The sequence below is a fragment of the Elizabethkingia bruuniana genome, from assembly GCF_002024805.1.
GTDB lineage: Bacteria > Bacteroidota > Bacteroidia > Flavobacteriales > Weeksellaceae > Elizabethkingia > Elizabethkingia bruuniana.
On record NZ_CP014337.1, the window covers coordinates 3,187,207 to 3,208,733 of the forward strand.

The window sequence follows — 21,527 nt, forward strand, 5'->3', positions numbered from 1 at the left end:
TTCTGAAAGAAAAGAGCGTCGAAATCCAATCAATTTCAGTATCCAGAGTTAGTCTTCGATACGATTCTTTCCAAAAATCACTCTGACTGACAATATAGTATTAAGAATTTGCTTAACTTAAATTCAGGGATAAATTAACACAATACTCAACATATGGAAAACAAAAAAGCAACAACTATTATTTTTGCCACTATAGCCATTATTCTTGGTTTTACACTCTATAAACAATTTGATTTTCAGACCTTCAAATTTGAAAAACCGGCATTGGCACCTGTTTATGCTACAACCTTTTTTGCCAGTCTTTTCTTTCTGGCAAGAAATGCGAAAAAGAAATAACAACAATAATTATATTGGTATAAAACCACTCTGAAACTTAGAGCGGTTTTTTATTTTTTCTATCCAACAATATATTTTATATTCTCTTTTTTCATTAATTTCGACAGACAATCAATTATTTAGCTTTCAATCTTTACACCGGATCAACTTAATAATATGAAATATCCTGTTATTTATATTTTTATCCTGCTCTTTTCAGCATTTGCTTTGGGACAGACAAAACAAGATACACTGGCGATAAAGCAGGCGGCTCTTGATTATATAGAATCACAGCATTCACCAAATCCTGCCAGAATGGAGCGTGCCTTACATCCCAGAATGGTAAAGCGTACTTTCTGGAAAGACAAAGCTACAGGCAAAGATTATGTTCGGGAAACCAATACAGAATCTATGGTATTGCTTGCTGAGAGCTATAACAAAAACGGAGATAAATTTCCGGCTTCTCCACGAAAAGATATAAAACTACTCGATGTTTCTGACGGAACAGCTTCTGTTAAGCTCTTTGCAGATGAATGGATAGATTATATGCATCTCGTTAAACTCAATGGCACATGGAAGATCATCAATGTTCTGTGGCAATACAATGATTCCAAACGTCAAACCAATTAATTTTATTACCATGCCCAACTTTATTATAGATTGCTCACAGGATATTATTCAGCAGGCAGCGCCTGACGATATTATGAACGCTGTTTACGAAACCGCTGAAGCAACTGGATTATTTGCAGCCAATGACATAAAAGTAAGAATACAGCCTTTCCAGTATTACAAACTGGCTGAAAGCAAGAAAAACTTTATCCACATTTTCGGCTATATAATGGAAGGACGGACTACGGAACAAAAAGCCGATCTTTCAAAACAGATTATTACAAAACTTGCAGTCTTACTTCCCGATATTTCATTTTTATCCATCAGTATCAACGATTTCGAAACAGCTACCTATTGCAACAAATCATTGATTAATCCGGAGAATACAAATCATAACAGGCATTTTGAACTATAAACAATACACTTACTAACAATGGAGCCTCAGTTTTTCAGTACGCAATCCGATTTCCGAACGTGGTTAGAAAATAACCATCAGGCAGAGGCTGAGCTTCTGGTAGGCTTTTATAAAGTGAACAGTGGCAAACCTTCTATGAGCTGGTCGGAATCTGTGGATCAGGCAATCTGTTTCGGCTGGATCGACGGGGTAAGAAGATCTGTAGATGAGGAAAGCTATACCATTCGCTTCACTCCCCGAAAGAAAGACAGCATCTGGAGCGCTATCAACATAAAAAAAGTTGAAGAACTCTCTGAACAAGGATTAATGAAAGAAGCGGGTCTAAAAGCTTTTAGTCTTCGTACGGAAAATAAATCCAGGATATATTCTCACGAGAAAGAACCTGTCCCACTCCATCAGGATTTCGAGAAGCAATTTCAGAAAAATAAAGCTGCATGGAATTTTTTCATAACACAAGCTCCTTCTTATAAAAAGGTAGTGATACACTGGATTATGAGTGCCAAGCAGGAAAAAACACAACAATCCCGTCTGGAAAAAGTAATCTGGGAAAGTGAACAGCAAAAAAGGATAAGATAATACTAACAGCATATGATACCTGCCGAACAACATAGTTTTAGTGCCCGACTGGAAATTATCGGAATCAATCCTTTTGTATTTCTGCCTCCGCCTGTACTGGAAGCCATGCTAAAACATTATGAAAAGTACAAAGGTAAAATTCCCATAAAGGGTGCAGTAAATGGTGTAGACTATATACAAACTCTTGTAAAATACAGTGGCGAATGGCGGCTGTACATCAACACCACTATGCTGAAAAATTCACCTAAAAGAATTGGTGAATTACTGGATATTAGTATAGAGGTAGATCATGAAGAAAGAAAAATTGAGGCACATCCTAAATTATTAGCAGCACTGGAGGAAAATCCGGAAGCGTTGAATGTTTTTAATCAGCTCCGCCCTTCTTCCAGAAATGAAATTATAAAATACATCTCCTACCTGAAGACAGAGCAAAGCGTTGATAAGAATGTTGCTAAAGCCATTAATTTCCTGCTTGGAAAGGAACGCTTTGTAGGACGTGACAAGCCTGAACTAAAACTAACTAAAGATCTATAGTCATGAGTCTAAAAACTTTAATCTCAAAATCCGTTCACTACAACAATTGGGTAGTTGATAAATACCTGAACTGGCTTTCGTCCAAATCCGATGAACAGTTGAATCAGGAAACACCATCCAGCTTCCCCACTATTTTGAAAACATTACACCATATATGGCAGACCCAGGAATATTGGTGGAGCCACATCTCTGAAAACAATGAATTCGACTTTGCGGCTACCGCTGCATTATCCGGAAGAGAAGAAATATTCAGTGCTATTAGAAATAACTCACAAAAGCTGGCAGATTATGTAGATGGTCTTACTGAAGAAGACCTGATTAAAAATATAAAAATCGAATCTCAGTGGTTTCAATGCGATTTTTCTAAATATGAATATATACAACATGTTATTATCCACGGAACCTACCACCGCGGACAGATTGTAACTATGGGACGCTGCATTGGCATTACCGATGCGCCAATGACCGATTACAACTTCTGGAACATTTATAAAGACAAATAAAACACACCACCCTATTACCCTATTAACATGAAGAAAACAATGCGAGTTTTTATCCTGCTATTTATCGCTGCATTTATAGTATCCTGCAAGCAAAAAGAATCAACAATTGCTGGTGTTTCTACTGCCGATTATTTCAATTATAAAGATTCTGTAGAAGCCGGCGGTGTAAAAATGATTCCCATTACCACTCCTGTTGGTAACTTTAAAGTATGGACCAAGCGCTTCGGAACCAATCCTAAAATAAAAGTTTTACTGTTACACGGCGGCCCGGCAATGACCCATGAATATATGGAATGCTTCGAAACTTTCTTCCAGCGTGAAGGATTCGAATTTTATGAATACGATCAGCTGGGCTCCTATTACAGCGATCAGCCTACAGACAACCGCCTTTGGAATATCGACCGGTTTGTAGATGAGGTTGAACAGGTACGCAAAGCCATCAATGCTGATAAAGATAATTTTTACGTTCTGGGAAATTCATGGGGCGGAATTCTGGCAATGGAATACGCATTGAAATATCAGAAAAACCTGAAAGGGCTACTTGTAGCCAATATGATGGCCAGTGCTCCGGAATATGTAAAATATGCTGAGGTTTTAGCCAAACAGATGAAACCCGAAATTCTGGCAGAAATCCGTGCTATTGAAGCTAAAAAGGATTATGCTAATCCTCGTTATACAGAATTACTGTTCCCAAATTATTATTCACAGCACATCTGCCGTCTTCCGGAGTGGCCGGACGCATTAAACCGTTCTCTTAAACATGTGAACAGTACTGTATATACGCTTATGCAGGGGCCTAGTGAACTTGGAATGAGCAGCGATGCAAAACTTGCTAAATGGGATATAAAAAACAGGCTTCATGAAATTGCCACACCAACACTAATGATTGGTGCAAAATATGACACAATGGATCCAAAGGCCATGGAAGAGCAAAGCAAGCTGGTACAGAAAGGAAGCTACTTATACTGCCCCAATGGCAGTCACCTTGCGATGTGGGACGATCAGAAAGTATTTATGAACGGCGTTATCAAATTTATTAAAGATGTTGATTCCGGAAAGCTATAGCAATTATCAGTAATGTTAAGGATTGGCATAAATTTGACTATTACACACGAATAAAAAACAAAAGAATGGAAGTCTTTATCAGGCATCAGGATAAAAATAAAAGAAAAGAGGAAGCTGTTAATTTCTTTATTGAACACAAAACAAACAGCTATATTTCGCATTCCGAAATTATGTCCGGACGTGCCAAATCTGCAACAGAGTGGAGTGAGAACTTTGCAGATATCTTATCAGCAGAGCTGGATGAAGACGACTGCAATCTGATTACCATAGAAGATATCCACAATAAAATTATAGGACTTGCTATTCTGCGAATTTACAGGAAATACCTTATTATAGAAGATATGATTGTAGATGGTAGCCTGCGTGGAATGTCCTTAGGAAAAAAACTCATGGATTTTATCCACAATTTCGCATCCGAACAAAAAATTAAAGCTTTGTTTCTGGAAAGTGGGATTACAAATGATAAAGCGCATTCATTTTTTGAAAAAAACGGCTTCGAGAAAGTCTCCGTTACCTATATTAAAACATTACCTGATAACTAAAATCCTGTTTAAATTTTATTGTTAATACTCTTCGATAATTCGTCATGCTCATTACAGGCTTAGGGCTCAGAGTGACATTGCTCGTATCAATTATCCTCTTTTTTAGAGGTGTCAGGCTGAGCCCTAAGCCTGTAATGAGCATGACGAATTATCGAAGCCTAATACTTTTTTGAATCAAAATTAAACAGGATCTAAATCGATTTTGCATATACCCATAAGTTTTTAAAATACGTGGGTGATTTTATTTCTTAAGTATCTTAATTTCTTAATGATTTAATTTACCATTTAGAGGTTGAGGTAATTAAGTATAATCTCATAGTATCTATATAATCATAATTTTTACGATTAAACTTGTAACATTTTCAATTGTTAATCAACTGATTATCATATAACAATTAAATAACATCTGTATGAAGTCAGTTAGATTTTTAATTCCGGCCATCCTGTTATTGTTTACCGCCTCCGGTTTCAACGCGCAGGAAAAAACTCAGTCCCCAAAACACAATGATGTGAATTCTGCTCTTATTAAAAATGAAGAGACAGAAATGAACTGGTATGCTGTAAAGGATACCACGAAGATTGAAATAGGAAAAGTGATAACCAAAATAGCACGTACCCCAAATGCTGTCAATATTACAACTACTGTAAAGATGAAAGGAGCTCCTTCAGACTGGACAGATGAAACTTCGGCAAAATTATCCAACCTGGCCCCTGTAAAGCATTCTTCTTTTAATATGCAAAGAGATATGGTCTTGAATTTCGGAAAAGAAATAACTGGCTATTATCTGGATAAAGCAGCAAATAAAAAAACTGAGATTAATGAGAAAACTCAGGAAGACTTTTTCGACAGTAATATTTATCCACAATTGATTCGTTGGCTTCCGTTGAAAGAAAACTACAAAACGGATATTGCTATTTACGACTACAATCCTAAAAAAAGTGGTGTATTAAAAGTTAATATACAAAGTACTGAAAAGGGAATGTATAAAAATACACCTGTCTGGATCGTAAAAACAACCGATGGTATTACCGACCACAAAGCCGTTACAAGCTTTTATATTGATACCAAAACACGCCAGCTTCTGAAACAGGAAATAGATATGGGACCAAGAAAAATGCTGATGGAAAGAGTGAGATAAAACAAGCAGACATAAAATTTAAAATAAGCAGAGTTCATATAGCTCTGCTTTTATTTTTTTACAATTACATGATATAATTCTTTTTTATTAGTTTAGTAAAATCTAAATCTATTAAACACCATTTTTCAAGCACCACTATGAATGAAAATTTAAAAATTATCTCAACCATTACCAGAAAATCATTGTGGGCATGGATAAAAGTTATTCTGATCGGAAGCATATTTGTACTGGCAGACCTTATCATAGGTTTTTATTTAATTATCAGCAGCCCGCAAAGTGGTATGGCCGCCGGCCATGTTAACGGTGCTGCCGCTATTTTAGTTCTATTCATCGTGATTATTAACTATTTTACGATCCATTTCTTTCCAACGCTATTAATATTGATCGGTTTTTTAAAGATTCCTTTGTTTATTATTTTAGCCAATAAGCAGGCAATGAGCAGTGCAATGTATAACGCCTATACCTATAAGCTCACAGATTATATAGAGCCTAAAGTTCAGGCGCTGATTAATAAGATTATCACTAAGCAACCCAATTTTGTCAAACAAATTCCGAACTGGAAAATTTTCCGCGTAAAGCTGATCCAGGAAAATAAACAAGACAGTACAACTTCGTGGTTTTTCAGAAAGATAACCGGATACTGCCTGAAAAAAGTTAAAATGGATGATGTTAACTTCTCCGATCCCAATCTGAATTATGCAGAGGTAATCTCTTCTAAGCTAAAGCAATTTGTACAGGAATCATTGGAACCATCGATGCTGTTGGTATGGATTGCCTGTGGAATAGATCTTTTATTGATTATTCTCGCTATTGTATTTAGATCTTAAAATCTAACAAACTCTATTTTTAGAAATAAATATTCCGAAAAAATTCTGGAAAATCTATTTAAATAGGGGTTTCCGTAAGTTTGCCCTCAAACCATACTTTATTTTTGACTCACAGTTTTTAAATAAATAAAGTATGAAAAAAGTATTATTGGTTTTTCTGTTCCTTTCTTTTGGAATATCCTATTCACAGACCCTTCCCCATGTAAAAAATGACACACTGATAACCTCTACCAGCTATAAAATTTATGCAGGTTTAGATTTAAAAATCGGAACAGGATCTATGAATGACGGAGATTTTAAATTTATCCGAAGAAATGCAGCTTCTCTTTTTAATTATTACTCTACTACAGGTTACCAGGGGCTGGCTAATCAGGCTAACTCTTTTAGCAGAAGTAATTCCGGTCTGACATTTAAAGTCAAAAAAATTATGCCCAGAGGAAGTGAAAAGAATGGTTATGTATACTATGTCAAAATCGGAAGTGGATTAATTAATTATGAAGTAGACATAGAAAATGCTATTAAATCCGGAGAGATTATTCTTCCAGACGAATTTATGCCACAATCTCAGTCTCAAAACCTCAGCAATGAATCTAAATACGATAAATTAAAGAAAATAAAAGAACTAAAAGATTCCGGAGTGCTATCTGAAGAAGAATTCCAGAAAGAAAAAGAAAAGATTATGAATCTAAAATAAAAATAGCCTGCCGTTCTAAATAACAGAACGGCTTTTTTATGATTAAACACTTACAGTCTATATTTAGCATTATTGATAAATTATATCAGAAGGCTATTTCCGGATTGAAAAAACTTTCGGAAATTAGCGGCCTGTACGTTAAATAGTAATCAGTGAAATAAAAAATTTAATTAGAACATACAGTAAAACTTAGTATAAGTTTTCTTCGGGGCAGGGTGCAATTCCCTACCGGCGGTTACAGTCCGCGACTCCTTTTATTTTAAAGGACTGATTTGGTGAAACTCCAAAACCGACAGTTAAAGTCTGGATGAGAGAAGAAAATGGAACAATCAGTAGGGCTATTCTTATAGACTTATTGTATTTCATTTCCATGTACCGAAGACCTATTTTAACTTTTAAAAGTAAAATACATGGAAACATTATTAGAAAAATTCGGAGTAAACTCCAAAGAGCGTGTAGAAAATGCGCTTCTAAAATTACAACAAGGCAAAGGCATCCTGCTAGTGGATGATGAAAACCGTGAAAACGAAGGCGACATCATCTTCCCTGCCTCTACTATTACAGAAAAAGACATGGCACTTCTGATCCGCGAATGCAGCGGAATCGTTTGTCTGTGCATTTCCGAAGAGAAAAGTAAGCACTTGAATCTTCGCCCGATGGTAGAAACCAACAACAGCAAAAATCAGACAGCATTCACCATTACGATTGAAGCCAGGGAAGGTGTAGAATCCGGCGTATCGGCTAAAGACCGTGTAACAACCATTAGAACAGCTGTAGCAGAAAATGCGCAGGCCGAGCATATTGCCAGCCCGGGACACGTATTCCCGCTTATTGCCAGAAAAGATGGTGTATTCGAAAGACGCGGCCATACCGAAGGAAGTGTAGATCTTGTAAAACTGGCAAACCTTGGTGAAGATGCTGTATTATGTGAATTAACCAATGAAGATGGTTCTATGGCAAGACTTCCTGAAATTGTAGATTTTGCGATTCAGAGAGAAATGACCGTAGTGACTATTGAAGATATTTACACCTACCGTAAAGATCTGATCAGCCAGAATTAATCTTGGCTCTCTTTATAACTTGAAAATAGTAGTGAATACGTCACTTCGAGTGAAATTCTGAAAGAATTTTGTATCGAGAAGTATGTTCATAATATTTAAATGTAAAGTGAGTTAACCCAAACCTATTACTTTAACGTACAGAAAAAATCCGTTGTGAAAATTCACAGCGGATTTTTATATAACATACATTTCAATCATTTTTTAATTATATTTGAACAAATTAACATTATACCAATCATTAATACATTTATTAGCAACAAAATATTATTTTATGAAAAACTATCTTACCATGATCTCTGCAGGATTGCTTTTGAGTGTATTTTCGTGCAAACAAAAAGAATCAGCACCTAAAAGTGACATTCTAGACGGTACTTACCGACTTGTAGGTTCTGAAACGGTAAAAGGAACCGATACCATCCGCACCACAATAGATCCGGCCAAAACCGAAATGATTAAAATGTTTAACGACAGCCATTTCGCCTTCCTGAACCACGACAAATCAAAAGGAAAAGACAGCCTGAAATCATTTTCCAGCGGTGCCGGAACTTACCAGTTAAAGGGAAAGGAGTATACCGAAAACCTGGAGTACTGCAGTTACAGAGAATGGGAAGGCAGACAGTTTCATTTTACACTGGAAAAACGTGCTGATACATTAATCCAGACAGGAGAAGAAGATATTCCGGAATTGGGGATAAAACAAAAGATAAAAGAGGTTTACGTGAAAGTAAAATAACTCATACTTATTCAAAAACATAAAAATGGGCGGAAATATTTCCGCCCATTTTTATCATAAGTTTTTATGTATTATTCTTCGTCTTCTACATTCTTCAGTGCCATCAGAAGATTATAAGCACCTTTTGTTACCCATTTTTTAGAAGTTTGTTCAGAGGTCAATCCAGTAATCTCCGTAAAACCATGTTCGGAATTACCCGTTTTCACCGGAACCATCTTGTAAGTTTTAGGTTTTACTTCCTCAAAAATATACTGTTTACCTTCGAATGCCACCACCCCGCTATCCGGAATTGCCAGAGAAGCACGGCTATTGGTCTCAATCTCTGCATTCATAAACGTACCTGGCAATAAGTGTGGTTCATAATTCTGGAAGTGACAATGAATCAGTACACTTCGGTCTGCTGCAAAATCTTTGCTGATCAGCACAATACGTGCTGTATATTTCTTTTCCGGATTCTGATTGGTATACGCAATTACCTGCTGGTCCATAGAAATCTTATCCAGATCTTTTTCAAAAACTTTTAGCACTAAGTGAATATCGCTGGTATTAACGATCTCGAATAGTTTATCTGCCGGCGATACATATTGCCCGATATTAACATTCACCGAAGAAATATAACCATCGATAGGCGAAACTACCGAGGTAACTCTTTTGATGTTATTTGCTGTTAATGCTTCCGGATTAATTCCTGCAATCCTTAGTTTTTCCCCCAGCGCCCGCATATTAATCATATGATTATTGCGCTGGTTAAGTGCCTGCTGCATTACTTTATCACTACTTGCCTGGCTCTGGTTAAGATCCCGCTGGCGCAGATAGTCTTTTTGTGAATATTCCAGATTGGATTTTGCCAGCAGGTAATCCTGTTGTATCTGTACCAGTTCGGGATTTTCAATGCTTGCTAATACCTGTCCTTTACCAATATGCTCACCCGGCATCCATTTGGTATATTTAATATAGCCGCCGAATGGAGCACTGACACTGGCTACAGACTGTGGCGGAATATCTATAGAACCGGTTACCATAATACCGGAAGCTGTTTCTTTTCCTTCCAGTGCTCCTGTTTCTATTCCTGCATTTTTATATTGTGTATCGTTTAAAACAACTTGGTTTTCCGTGGTATGGACAGCTTTTTTCTCCACCGGTGCTTCTTTGGAGCATGAAGAAATAACAACTGTTGTAAGTATAATTAAAAATATCTTGTTCATGATTAGTCAATTTTTGTTTGTTGAAGAGCATTCATTTCAGTAACAGCATCATTGAGTTTCTTTACGCTGTCAATGCTTCTGTTTCGGATATCCAGTGCCTGATTAACCAACAAGACATAATCCAGATAATTAATCTCTCCATTATAGAATTGCAGATTAGCGGTCTTTAGAATAGTCTCTGCATTTTTCAGTCCGTCATTTTGAAAATAGTCAGTCTCTTTCAGTGCATTCTGATACTGAATTGTATACTGTTTATACTGCATATTCAGATTATTCAGCGCCAGTTGGTAATTATTCGCAGCTATTTTCTCATTCACTCTTTGTGCTTCTATTGCCAGCTTCTGCGCTTTGTTGAATAAAGGAATACCTACACCTATTACAGCCGAGTGAAACCTTTTGCTGCCATCATTATAGCTTCCGTTTTCCTGATTTCCAATCATGGAAGTGTTATTGTATCCCAGGTTAATACTTGGGGATAATCGTGCTTTAGCTTCCAGTGTTCTTGCCTTCTGTATTTCCTGTTCCTGTTTTAAGGTTTCCACATAAGGGTTTCCTTCTGGGTTTTGCAATTGGGAAAATAAAGCATTTTGTACAGAGAACGACTGTTTCTCGTTTGTATAACTATCTCCGTCGTTAATCAGAAAGTTTAGTTTTTCCAATGTTACCGCTTTATCTTTTTCTATAGCCAGCAGCTGAAAATGCGCCTGGGATTTATAATTCTCGGCGGTAGATTTCTCCAGAACATTACTCTCTCCTTTTCTCAGTCTCAATGCTGCTTTGTCATAATACACTCCATAAAGACTATCCGCTTTTTTAATCAATGCGTATTTTGCATCCAGATAGTTCAGTTCATTGAAGATCAGTGTAAGCTCCCTTCTCAGTTGCCACTTTTGCAGAGAAAGATTCAGTAAACTCTGTTTCCATTCTTCTGTGAAAACCTGCTTTTGCTTCTGATAGAATCCCGGAAAACGAAAATTCTGAGATACCGAAAACTTATGATCTGTTTTATCGGTATTAAACTGACCAAACTCTGCACTTACATTCAGCGGATCCAGATTAAAAGCCGATTGCTTTAAAATCTTTTGTGCATCTATTTTCAGAGCACCACCTTTCAGATTCAGATTGTTATCCAGTATTTTCTGATAAGCCTCCTCCAAAGAGATTGACTGTTGCGCTTTAGCTCCCCAAAGGGTAACAAAGAGCGCTATAATAACACTTAACTTTTGCATGTCAGTTATATCTTATGTTCCGTTTCCGAAACTGTTTTTGTTTTATTGAATGATTTTTTCTCGAAGAATATGTAAAGTATTGGCAACACATACAGTGTAAGGAATGTTGCCAGTATCAACCCGCCGATTACCACAGTTGCAAGAGGCCGTTGCACCTCAGCACCTTCACCATTGCTCAATGCCATTGGCAGAAAGCCTAATGATGCCACAGTAGCCGTCATCAGTACCGGGCGCAGTCTGTTTTTACCACCTGTAAGAACAACATCCCGAAGGTCTTCTTTTTGTGTCTTCTGTCGGTTGAATTCAGCAATAAGTACAATCCCATTCAGTACTGCCACTCCGAAAAGAGCAATAAAGCCAATGCCTGCCGATATACTGAAATCCATACCACGCAGCCATAAAGCAAATACACCGCCTACAGCAGAAAGCGGAATCGCTGTAAAAATAATCAGACCATACTTTACCGAGCGGAAAGCAAAATACAACATCAGTAAAATCAGCAATAATGAAACAGGCACTGCAATTCCTAGTCTGGCTTTTGCTTCCTGCAGGTTTTCGAAATTACCACCATAAGTGACAGAATAGCCAGCCGGCAGTTTTAACTCGCTGTTTACCCTGTTTTGCAGATCATTTACGGTAGACTGAATATCACGGTTACGGACATTGAAACCTACAATAATTCTCCGGGCAGCATTTTCGCGCTGAATCTGGTTTACACTTTCTTTAATACCCACGTCTGCCACACTCTTTAGCGGAATATCTGTTCCGGATGAAGTTGTGAGTAATAAGTTCTGTACGTCTTCCAGTTTTCTGCGTTCTTCGCTGTCCATGCGTACAACCATATCGAACTTTTTCTCACCTTCGAATACCGCTCCGGTTACTTTTCCTGCAAAAGCGGCATTCACTACATTGTTCACATCCGATACATTTAGCCCGTATTGCGCTAAAGCACTTCTGTTGTAGTTTATCACAATTTGTGAAAGTCCTGAAACAGGTTCTACATATATATTCTGAGCTCCGTTTACCTTATTCACTACTGCTGCCAGTTTTTCGGAATACACCTTCAGAGTATCCAGGTTCTCACCGAATATTTTACAAACCACATCCTGGCGGGCACCCGTCATTAACTCATTAAATCTCATCGCTACAGGATACTGGAAAGAATAGGTTACACCTACCATATTCTTTTGCAGCTCTTTCTGCATTTTATCTGCCAGATCATTGTAATTATCGGCGGAAGTCCATTCTTTTCTATCCTTCAGAATTACCATCATATCACTGGCATCCAGTGGCATCGGGTCAGTTGGAATTTCACTACTTCCGGTTTTCCCTACAATTTTTTTAATCTCAGGAAACTTACTCATCAGCACTTGCTGGCTTTTTAGCACAACTTCTGTAGATGTTTTCAGGCTGCTTCCCGGTAAAATTCTGGTCTCTACAGCAAAGTCACCTTCCGGAAGGCTCGGAATAAATTCACCTCCTAACCTCGATAATATAAATACCGCTAAGGCAAATAACAGGAATACAACTGTCATAACTATCTTTGAAGATTTTAAAACCTTGGCAAGGCTTCTGTCATAAAAAGCAACAAGTTTTTCAATCATCCTGTCGGAGAATGTAGGCTTCGTCTGTATTTTTTTTGAAAGAAAGACCGAGCTCATCATCGGGATATAGGTAAGTGACAGAATAAAAGCCCCTATCAAAGCGAAAGCCACAGTTTGCGCCATTGGCTTAAACATTTTCCCTTCAATTCCCTGAAGCGAAAGTATTGGCAGGTATACGATAAGGATAATCACCTGACCAAATACCGCCGAGTTCATCATTTTTCCTGCAGAAGTTTTCACCTCTTTATTCATTTGCTCACCGGAAATTCTTTCACCTTCCTTTCCTTTAATGGAATGCAGCCTGTGCAATACAGCTTCTACAATAATGACTGCACCATCTACAATAAGCCCAAAATCCAGAGCTCCAAGACTCATCAGGTTTCCGCTTACTCCGAAAATATTCATCATGATAATCGCGAAAAGCATCGCCAGTGGAATTACGGAAGCCACTATAAAACCGGCCCGGAAATTTCCTAAAAACAAAACCAATACAAAGACCACAATCAATGCTCCCTCTATCAGGTTTTTAGAAACTGTTCCAATAGCATTATCCACCATCTTGGTTCTGTCCAGAAAGGCTTCTATTTTCACACCTTCCGGTAAAGTTTGCTGAATTTCCTCGACTCTGGTTTTAATCTTATCAATAACCTGGTTGGAATTCCCGCCCTTCATCATCATGACTACTGCTCCGGCTACTTCTCCTTTACCATTATAGGTCATAGCACCATACTTTATGGCTTTACCCAGCTTTACTTCGGCAATATTCTTCACTAGGATTGGCGTTCCATCCGACAGATTCTTCACAACAATATTCTCGATATCGGAAATATTCTTTGCCAAACCTTCTGTTCTTATAAACAAAGCATTGGGACCCTTTTCGATATAAGCTCCACCTGCGTTCTGATTGTTATTCTCTACTGCTGCAAAAAGCTGCTGCATGGTAACACCCACTGCTTTTAACTGTGCTGGTTTTATGGCAACCTCATATTGCTTCAGGTCACCACCAAAACTGGCAACATCTGCAACTCCTTCTACACCCAGTAGCTGACGTCTTACAATCCAATCCTGAATTGTACGAAGGTCCATTGCTGAATAGCGGTGTTCATATCCTTTTTTAGGCCGAACAACATATTGATAAATTTCGCCTAAACCAGTGGTAATAGGAGCCATAGCCGGTACTCCGATTTCCTTGGGAATATCCTGTGAAACCTGCTGCAGTCTTTCAGCTACCTGCTGACGAGCAAGGTATACATTGGTTTCTTCATTGAAAACAATGGTGATCACAGAAAGTCCGAAACGGGAAAAGCTACGGATTTGTTTTACACCTACAATATTACGGCACACCTGTTCTATAGGAAATGTAATAAATCGTTCTACATCCGGTGCACCTAATGATGGAGAAGTTGTAATGATTTGTACCTGATTGTCGGTAATATCCGGTACAGCATCTATAGGAAGTTTACGCAGTTCTATAACTCCGTATATGACTAATGCCAAAGTCATAAGACCAATAATGAGTTTGTTCTTAATAGAAAACTCAATGATTTTATTTAGCATAAAAATCTAATTTTTAAACGTTGAAAATTCATTCCCTGTATGTGGGAATGCTCTGTACTTTAAAAATTAGGCTACTTTAGGCGGCTGAAAAATAGAAAATAGCGGTGAAGGGATTTCACCGATAGTATAGAAAAAGTTTCTTGTTTTGCTTTCTTCAAAACTTGGTGCTTTAATCTCCAGATTAAAGGCTTTGGGTATATCCTGAATGATAACCGAGGTTACCAGATAAAGGTCATGTTTTTTGAAGGGCAGTTTCATGTTAGTTTCATAGTCCGGAGCATCGGGATCACCATTAAAATAATGAAGCTTGATGAATCCAAATAATGTAAGCTTTGGATTTGCTGCAGAATGTTCTTTGAAGTGCTCGATAAAAATAGGCAGTTTGATAACCTGACTCAATTCTGTGGAAGAAAAAAGATAGAAGACCAGTAATATGATAGTAAAATACTTTCTCATCACCTCTCAGGTTACGGTGCAAAAATATTTTAATTTTTGGAAAGAAAAAAATCAAAGTTGTGATTTAGAATAAGTCCAACTCAAATTTAGGATACAATTCCAACCTTTCAGCCTATTTGTCCATCATATAAAGTAAAATAATACATCATGCACAAAATATTGATATTATTCTGTTTACTGCTTTTATTTTCCGGTAGTATCTCCGGACAAAAAATAAAAACAAACTCCCGATCTACAGAATATCATGCACCACAATATGCTACAGAATCTAATTATCTGGACTTAATTAAAAACAAATCTGCTGCTTTTATTAAGTTTGGTTTTGCAGGTATTGATGGCAGAAATTTTCAGAATAAATACGGAATCGGCGTATGGAATATGGGATGCCTGGTTACATCTGATTTATCCCGGAAAGCCCAGATTAATAACACTATTCTAAAAAAATATCTCGATAAAAAACATGGAAATTCCTGGGAAAAAGATCTTGGTTTTAAACCTTAATCATTAGCAAAGTATTTACACCCTTAGCACCAAGGCACAAGTAATGTTTAAATCCTCATACTTTTTAAGGCTCGAATTGCTTCGCAATATTTTTCTTTACTAACTAGCCTTGACAAGGTTTGAAATAAAAAAAGGAAAGATTGCTCTTTCCCTTTGTTTTTGATATAGCTTCATACTATTACTTCATTCCCATATAGAAGAAACCTAAGCACTTCTCATTTTCTTTGAGCTGAAGATATTCTCCCATATGATGAATCATTCCCGGTGAACTCCAATAGCAGCCTACATTATTGGCTGTAGCCATCAGATACATATTCTGAACAGCCATAGCCGTTGCTGCAACTTCTTCCCATTCCGGTACTTTACCACTAAAATCCGAAACAATGCTTAGAACCGTATTAGCTTTGCTCACTTTATCCGATATGTCAATATATTTTTTTTCAAGGAAAGTTTCCGGAGATGTAGTAGCTTTGTATAGTTCTGCCAGAGTCTCCCCCAATTCTGTTTTCTCTAATCCCTGAAAAATTCTGAATCGCCATGGATTAGTCTTTTTATGACTCGGTGCATAATTAGCGGATTCCAGGATTTTATCCAGAACATCCTGCGGAATTGCTTCTGCTGTATAGTCTTTTGGAAAAATACTTCTTCTGGATTTTATAATATCTTCTAAAATTTCTGCGTTTGTCTTCATCAACTTTTTTTATTTTGAATGTTTTACAGAGCAATGTCTATGCTCTTTTTTGCTATACAAAAATAGGCAATATTATAGTGCTCCAGGTGTATTTTGTGTAATTTAGAATACTGATTTTATATTCTTATTCAGAGAAATACAAAACATAAATATCTGGTAATGAATCAATATCAGATACACCTTCTATCTTATTAATAATAATTAATACACTATATTTAACACAAGTATTTTGTTTTCAATACTTTTGTCCGAATAGTTTATTTACAGGTGAAAAGAAATTAAAGGTGGACTCATCATTTAGAAAAATATACACCGAGCACAAGCATCAGGTTTTCTTTTTCGTGAAAAAATACATTCACGGAAGGGATGATATTGAAGATGTGGTTCAGGATATTTTTGTCCATCTATGGAAGCACCGTCATTCTTTAAATGATACAAATCTGAGTGCTGCAGTTTTCAAAACAGCAAAACAGGAAATTTCCAACTTCTACAGAAAAAACAAACTTTCTTTTTCAACTCTGGAAGAAAATACCTGTACTGCAAAAGACGAGAGTAATGAAGAAATTCCGGTTAGTCACATAAAACAGATTGAGGATTTATTATTTCTGATTCCTGAGAAAAGCAAAAGTTTCTTCCTGAAGCATAAAGTGGATGGATTAAGTTATTCACAAATAGCCAAGGAAAACAGTATTTCTAAAAATGCTGTTGCTAAACACGTAAATAAGGTTCTTTTATTTCTCCGAACCAATCTTAGCTCTTTCTTTTAATAATGTGAATTAGAAATCGTTTTTCTAATTGTATAAGCTGTAAAATCGCAAAATCGTTTTTAAAACAAAAAAACATGATTCTATCGCAAAGACCGCAAATATCTTTTTATTTGTCCTCCTGTTTTTAAGGGAACGCAAAGCCACAAGTGCTTAGCAAAAACCGTTGAAAACTTAATTTTCTCAATGTTTAAATGGTTGAAATAATTTTACCTTTAGGTGAAATCTTTGTGTACTAAAAGCGGTGATATTTTAGCATCGCTTTTGTGCCTTTTGTGGTTAAACCTTAGAAAGGTATCCTGATATTTTTACATTATTTTTTATAAACCACAAAAAAATTGCTTTCCGGGGTTGACGATTTTATACTTTCTGCGTAATACTAGGTATGAATAAAATCGAAGATGAAGATTTCAAAAGAAACTGGGAAGAAGTTTCTGCTGAAAAGCAACGGATAGATACCCGGAGTGACGAACGCATTCTAAAGGGTATTGAACGTAAAATAAAGCCTTCTGTAAATATTAGAAAAATATACTGGGTTGCCGCAGCTGTAGTTATACTGGGTATTGGCTTTTATTTTTTCAGATTCTCACCTTCAGCTCAACATGAGACAAACATATTCTTCAGTACCAATAACAGCAAAAAAGTAACCTTACCGGATGGTAGTATAATTACATTACAGCCTCATAGTAAAATTGAACTTGCTGCTGATTTTGGAGAGACTGACCGAAATATAACGTTCATAGGAAAGGCAACATTTGATATTGCCAAAGACAAAACAAAACCATTTCATATTAATGCTCATGATTTCAGTGTTCAGATTCTGGGCACAAAATTTTTCCTGGATCAGACCAGTGAAGAGCAAAAAGTAGAGCTATTTGAAGGAAAAGTGAAAATAGACTATAAAGGAAAGATTACCTATTTGCTTCCTAATGAAACATGGAGTAAAAATTCTAAGAACGAATCCTTTCATTATTATGCAATGGATACCCGAAAGAATTTTTCTTTTCAGGACGAATCATTTGAGAAAGTCATCAATCAGTTGGAAGAAGTATATCACGTAAAAATTGACTATCCGGATCAGTACAAAAACAAACAGATAAGAGGCTCATTCTCCGGAAACCTGAACGAGGTATTATCTGTGATAGGCTATCCGTTTAATCTGAAACCAGAAAAAAGCAATGACAATGTAATACAACTAAAATAAAAAAAGCACCGATAATGGGGGTTATCGGTGCACATAATTAATTATATAAACTCGCTAAAGTCTAAAAAATTAACCGTCAAATGTATGAAAAAAACAGCAATATCTATTGCGTTACTGGTTGCGGTCGGACTTCCCGTAGTTCATTACGGGCAGACCACCAGAACCGGCACCAGCCTAAAAAGCGGAAATCAGGTTCCTATTGCTAAGGTATTTGATAAACTTAGTAAATCCACCAATACCTCTTTCCTTTACTCAAGTTCAGATTTCAGAGGTGTGTACGCAGATGAGAGTGCAATTAACTACTCTTCTCTGGAACAAGCACTAAGCTACCTTAAAACCCATTATCCTGTAGAATGCGAGATAAGGAATAATACAGTAGTACTCCGCAAAACAGTAACTAAAAGTGTTTCCAAAAAGGATGCTTTGTCCACAGCTAAAACCGATACCTTATCGGCCAAAGAGAAAAAGATTGATGAAGTAGTACTGATTGGTTATGGTACACAAAAGAAAAAAGATGTATCAGGGTCTATTGCTTCTCTCGGAGCAAAGGATATTACAGGAATGGCCTCCAGTAACTTTGGTGAAATGATTGCCGGAAAAGCTACAGGGGTTCAGGTTACGCAAAGCAATGCTACGCCAGGATCTTCTCCTACAATCCGAATCCGGGGTATCGGAACTTTAACAGCCGGTGTGAATCCACTTATTGTAGTAGATGGTTTTCCATTATCAGAAGGTTCGGATATTAATTCTATAGATCCCGCATCCATAGAATCTATTGATATTCTGAAAGATGCAGCTTCTTCAGCTATATATGGTTCCAGAGGTGCTAACGGGGTTATACTGATCCAAACCAAGCAAGGAAAAAAAGGAAGAACGGAAGTATCCGTAGACTCCTACTATGGTATTCAGTCGGTAGCCAGTAACAATAAAGTAGTAGATGCCTACCAAATGGCAGTATTTATGAAAGAATCCCGGGATAATAACTATTTATCTAAAGGAACGAACAGAAGTATCAATGATGATACCGCTACCCGTAAGGCAAAAGGAGCAAGTCTTAGAGAGCTTATACCAGACTATCTTACACCTTACCTCAACGGTGTACAAGGACTTACTAACAACAACTGGTACAAAACCATTTTCAGAGATGCTCCGGTAAGTAATACAACTTTCAATGTTAATGGTGGAAGTGACAAATCGAGATATTCATTTACCGGAAGTTATTTTAATCAGAAAGGAATTGTAATCGGTACCGATTATGAGAAATATTCCAGTAATATTAATCTGTCTACGGATCTTAGTGATAATCTAAAGATAGGAGTATCGGTTACACCTTCTTACTCTTCCGGAAGTATCTTCGACATGGTAGACGGAGGAAGGACGTATAATGTCGTACAAATGGCAAGTACCATGTACCCTTTCTTTGCTCCCAGAGATTCCAATGGAAATCTACTGATTTCTCAGCAGATTAAAGCAAATACTCCGACCGACGCGGCATTGGTAGAAAATCCTGTTGCAATAGCCGAAATGACAAAAAGAAAATACACCAATCTTCGTATTTTCGGAGATCTATTTGCCGAGCTAAAGATCCTGAAAGATTTCAAATATAAAATATCTGTAGGTGGTGACTATTCCAGTTACGAGTATAATTTCTTTGATCCATCAACCGTAGGATCATATCGAACTCCTGCTCCTGATGTTACAACAGCATCCCGAACAGATTATATCAGGAAAAATTACCTTCTCGAAAACCTACTAACTTATAATAAAAGGTTTAATGAGCATAGCTTTAGCGCTATGGCCGGACAGTCTTTTCAGAAAGAAAATTATAATGAAGTGAAAACCTTAGCAGGAGGTTTTCCGGATAACAGCATCACGAATATTGCAGGCGGATCTTCCTTTAATGTAACTGTTAACGAATACAAATGGACGCTACTGTCTTATTTTGCCAGACTAAATTATAGCTATGACAATCGTTATTCCATTATGGGTTCATACAGACGTGATGGTTCATCTCGCTTTGGAGACAACTCCAAATGGGGAGATTTTTATGCTTTTTCTTTCGCATGGAATCTAAGCAATGAGAGTTTTTTCCCAAAGAATAAATTTATAGATCCTGTAAAACTGAGATTCAGCATTGGTAATAATGGTAATAATCAAATTCCAAACTTTGGCGCTAAATCTCTGATGAGACAGGAGAACTATGTATTTGGTGGAATTTTAGCACCCGGATACAGAGCATTTACAGCTCCAAACCCTGATATATCCTGGGAAAAGGCAAAATCTACAAATTTTGGTATCGACTTCTCGTTATTCAACAAGTATCTGAATGTATCAGGAGATTACTATGTACTAAACAGAACAGGCCTACTGCTGGATGTTCCGGTCCCTGAACAGTCAGGCTACAGCACCTCTCTTCAGAATATTGGTGAGGTAAGAAATAACGGCCTTGAGATACAGCTATCTTTAAAACCAATTCAATTGGGTAAGGACTTCGAATATAACAGTTCTTTCAACTTTTCCACAAATAGAAATAAGGTATTAACATTAGCTAATGGGCAAAATCAAATCATACGGGGAGCCAATAATTTCTCAATTACAAAAGTAGGAGGATCAATCGGCGAAATGTATGGTTATAATATTCTGGGGGTCTATAAAAATCAGGAACAGATTAACAATACACCTCATATTACCGGAACTCTTGTAGGTGATTACATTATGGAAGACCTTAATGGTGATGGCATCATTGATGAGAGAGATAAGAAAAGCTTTGGCTCAGGAGTTCCAAAATATATTTTAGGTTTTACAAATAACTTTAAATATAAAAACTTCGAACTTAATTTCACATTGTATAGTGAGTTAGGAAAACGGGTATACAACGGAGATATGGTTAGCATCGGAGAAGCTGGTGAAGGCTTTGGTGTTCCAAGCCAGTATTACTTTGACAACCGATACAATCCGGTGACTAATCCTAATGGATTTTTTGCCATGCCTAATATGAATTTTTCTAATAACAGAAAAGAAGCCAGAACTTCTAGTATGTTCTTTAAAAAAGCAGATTATCTGAGATTAAGATCTGTACGGTTAGCTTATAATGTTCCGCAGGAAATTTTGTCTTCATTAAATATCCGTGCTATACAGTTGTACCTTATGGGGAATAATCTATTCACTATTACACCATACAAGGGGCAAAATATAGATGCCACGACCAATGATGTACTTACACAGGGGTATGATAACGGATACTATCCTGTCTCCAGATCAGTTTCATTAGGTGTCAGTATGAAATTCTAAACTTTCAAATTC

General features: G+C 37.0%; 22 protein-coding genes and 1 riboswitch. Of the genes, 17 read left to right on the forward strand and 5 right to left on the reverse strand.

The window, feature by feature from the left end:
- The first annotated feature begins 153 nt into the window (after positions 1 to 153).
- From AYC65_RS14785 to AYC65_RS14845, 13 genes are all read left to right on the forward strand, one after another.
- On the forward strand, positions 154 to 336 hold the full coding sequence (locus AYC65_RS14785) for a hypothetical protein (RefSeq protein ID WP_034869423.1): 183 nt from the start codon (positions 154 to 156) through the stop codon (positions 334 to 336).
- Positions 337 to 492: 156 nt separating this feature from the next.
- On the forward strand, positions 493 to 945 hold the full coding sequence (locus AYC65_RS14790; RefSeq protein WP_034869425.1) for a nuclear transport factor 2 family protein: 453 nt from the start codon (positions 493 to 495) through the stop codon (positions 943 to 945).
- 10 nt (positions 946 to 955) lie between these two features.
- Positions 956 to 1,339: a 5-carboxymethyl-2-hydroxymuconate Delta-isomerase gene (locus AYC65_RS14795; RefSeq protein ID WP_034869426.1), complete on the forward strand. Its 384-nt coding sequence runs from the start codon at positions 956 to 958 to the stop codon at positions 1,337 to 1,339.
- A gap of 18 nt (positions 1,340 to 1,357) precedes the next feature.
- Entirely contained in the window at positions 1,358 to 1,915 is a 558-nt protein-coding gene (locus AYC65_RS14800; RefSeq protein WP_034869428.1) for a YdeI/OmpD-associated family protein, read from the forward strand.
- A 12-nt stretch (positions 1,916 to 1,927) separates the two neighbouring features.
- Positions 1,928 to 2,449, forward strand: coding sequence for a YdeI/OmpD-associated family protein (locus tag AYC65_RS14805; protein ID WP_034869429.1), 522 nt, complete (start codon positions 1,928 to 1,930; stop codon positions 2,447 to 2,449).
- Positions 2,450 to 2,451: 2 nt separating this feature from the next.
- A complete protein-coding gene (locus AYC65_RS14810) occupies positions 2,452 to 2,952 on the forward strand; it encodes a DinB family protein (protein WP_034869430.1) in 501 nt (166 codons plus the stop codon).
- A 39-nt stretch (positions 2,953 to 2,991) separates the two neighbouring features.
- On the forward strand, positions 2,992 to 4,017 hold the full coding sequence (locus AYC65_RS14815; protein WP_034869633.1) for a proline-specific peptidase family protein: 1,026 nt from the start codon (positions 2,992 to 2,994) through the stop codon (positions 4,015 to 4,017).
- A gap of 65 nt (positions 4,018 to 4,082) precedes the next feature.
- The gene (locus tag AYC65_RS14820) at positions 4,083 to 4,559 is read left to right on the forward strand and encodes a GNAT family N-acetyltransferase (RefSeq protein ID WP_034869432.1); all 477 of its coding nucleotides are present in this window, start codon (positions 4,083 to 4,085) and stop codon (positions 4,557 to 4,559) included.
- Positions 4,560 to 4,969: 410 nt separating this feature from the next.
- On the forward strand, positions 4,970 to 5,698 hold the full coding sequence (locus tag AYC65_RS14825; protein ID WP_034869434.1) for a DUF3108 domain-containing protein: 729 nt from the start codon (positions 4,970 to 4,972) through the stop codon (positions 5,696 to 5,698).
- A gap of 137 nt (positions 5,699 to 5,835) precedes the next feature.
- Entirely contained in the window at positions 5,836 to 6,525 is a 690-nt protein-coding gene (locus AYC65_RS14830) for a hypothetical protein (protein ID WP_034869436.1), read from the forward strand.
- Between the two features lie 133 nt (positions 6,526 to 6,658).
- Positions 6,659 to 7,219, forward strand: coding sequence for an SHOCT domain-containing protein (locus tag AYC65_RS14835; protein ID WP_034869438.1), 561 nt, complete (start codon positions 6,659 to 6,661; stop codon positions 7,217 to 7,219).
- 197 nt (positions 7,220 to 7,416) lie between these two features.
- A riboswitch (FMN riboswitch) is annotated at positions 7,417 to 7,542 on the forward strand.
- Between the two features lie 87 nt (positions 7,543 to 7,629).
- The gene (gene ribB / locus AYC65_RS14840; RefSeq protein WP_009084850.1) at positions 7,630 to 8,280 is read left to right on the forward strand and encodes a 3,4-dihydroxy-2-butanone-4-phosphate synthase; all 651 of its coding nucleotides are present in this window, start codon (positions 7,630 to 7,632) and stop codon (positions 8,278 to 8,280) included.
- Positions 8,281 to 8,551: 271 nt separating this feature from the next.
- A complete protein-coding gene (locus tag AYC65_RS14845; protein WP_034869440.1) occupies positions 8,552 to 9,013 on the forward strand; it encodes a lipocalin-like domain-containing protein in 462 nt (153 codons plus the stop codon).
- A 71-nt stretch (positions 9,014 to 9,084) separates the two neighbouring features.
- On the opposite strand, the gene AYC65_RS14850 is transcribed toward AYC65_RS14845, so the two are convergent.
- From AYC65_RS14850 to AYC65_RS14865, 4 genes are all read right to left on the reverse strand, one after another.
- Entirely contained in the window at positions 9,085 to 10,218 is a 1,134-nt protein-coding gene (locus AYC65_RS14850; RefSeq protein ID WP_034869442.1) for an efflux RND transporter periplasmic adaptor subunit, read from the reverse strand.
- Positions 10,219 to 10,220: 2 nt separating this feature from the next.
- Positions 10,221 to 11,447, reverse strand: a complete 1,227-nt coding sequence (locus AYC65_RS14855; protein ID WP_034869444.1) for a TolC family protein — start codon at positions 11,445 to 11,447, stop codon at positions 10,221 to 10,223.
- 5 nt (positions 11,448 to 11,452) lie between these two features.
- The gene (locus AYC65_RS14860; protein WP_034869446.1) at positions 11,453 to 14,608 is read right to left on the reverse strand and encodes an efflux RND transporter permease subunit; all 3,156 of its coding nucleotides are present in this window, start codon (positions 14,606 to 14,608) and stop codon (positions 11,453 to 11,455) included.
- Between the two features lie 66 nt (positions 14,609 to 14,674).
- A complete protein-coding gene (locus tag AYC65_RS14865) occupies positions 14,675 to 15,064 on the reverse strand; it encodes a hypothetical protein (RefSeq protein ID WP_034869448.1) in 390 nt (129 codons plus the stop codon).
- Between the two features lie 147 nt (positions 15,065 to 15,211).
- Between AYC65_RS14865 and AYC65_RS14870 the strand changes: the two genes are divergently transcribed.
- Positions 15,212 to 15,565 (forward strand): FEKKY domain-containing protein, encoded by a 354-nt coding sequence (locus AYC65_RS14870; RefSeq protein WP_034869450.1) that lies wholly within the window; start codon positions 15,212 to 15,214, stop codon positions 15,563 to 15,565.
- Between the two features lie 178 nt (positions 15,566 to 15,743).
- Here the strand turns inward: AYC65_RS14870 and AYC65_RS14875 are convergent, their stop codons facing one another.
- Complete coding sequence (locus AYC65_RS14875; RefSeq protein ID WP_034869452.1) at positions 15,744 to 16,256, reverse strand: nitroreductase family protein; 513 nt, start codon at positions 16,254 to 16,256, stop codon at positions 15,744 to 15,746.
- A gap of 284 nt (positions 16,257 to 16,540) precedes the next feature.
- On the opposite strand from AYC65_RS14875, the gene AYC65_RS14880 reads away from it, so the two are divergent.
- From AYC65_RS14880 to AYC65_RS14890, 3 genes are all read left to right on the forward strand, one after another.
- The gene (locus AYC65_RS14880) at positions 16,541 to 17,023 is read left to right on the forward strand and encodes an RNA polymerase sigma factor (RefSeq protein WP_157877527.1); all 483 of its coding nucleotides are present in this window, start codon (positions 16,541 to 16,543) and stop codon (positions 17,021 to 17,023) included.
- Positions 17,024 to 17,405: 382 nt separating this feature from the next.
- Positions 17,406 to 18,224, forward strand: coding sequence for a FecR family protein (locus AYC65_RS14885; RefSeq protein WP_034869454.1), 819 nt, complete (start codon positions 17,406 to 17,408; stop codon positions 18,222 to 18,224).
- A gap of 84 nt (positions 18,225 to 18,308) precedes the next feature.
- Entirely contained in the window at positions 18,309 to 21,515 is a 3,207-nt protein-coding gene (locus AYC65_RS14890; protein WP_034869456.1) for a SusC/RagA family TonB-linked outer membrane protein, read from the forward strand.
- The last annotated feature ends 12 nt before the right edge of the window (positions 21,516 to 21,527 follow it).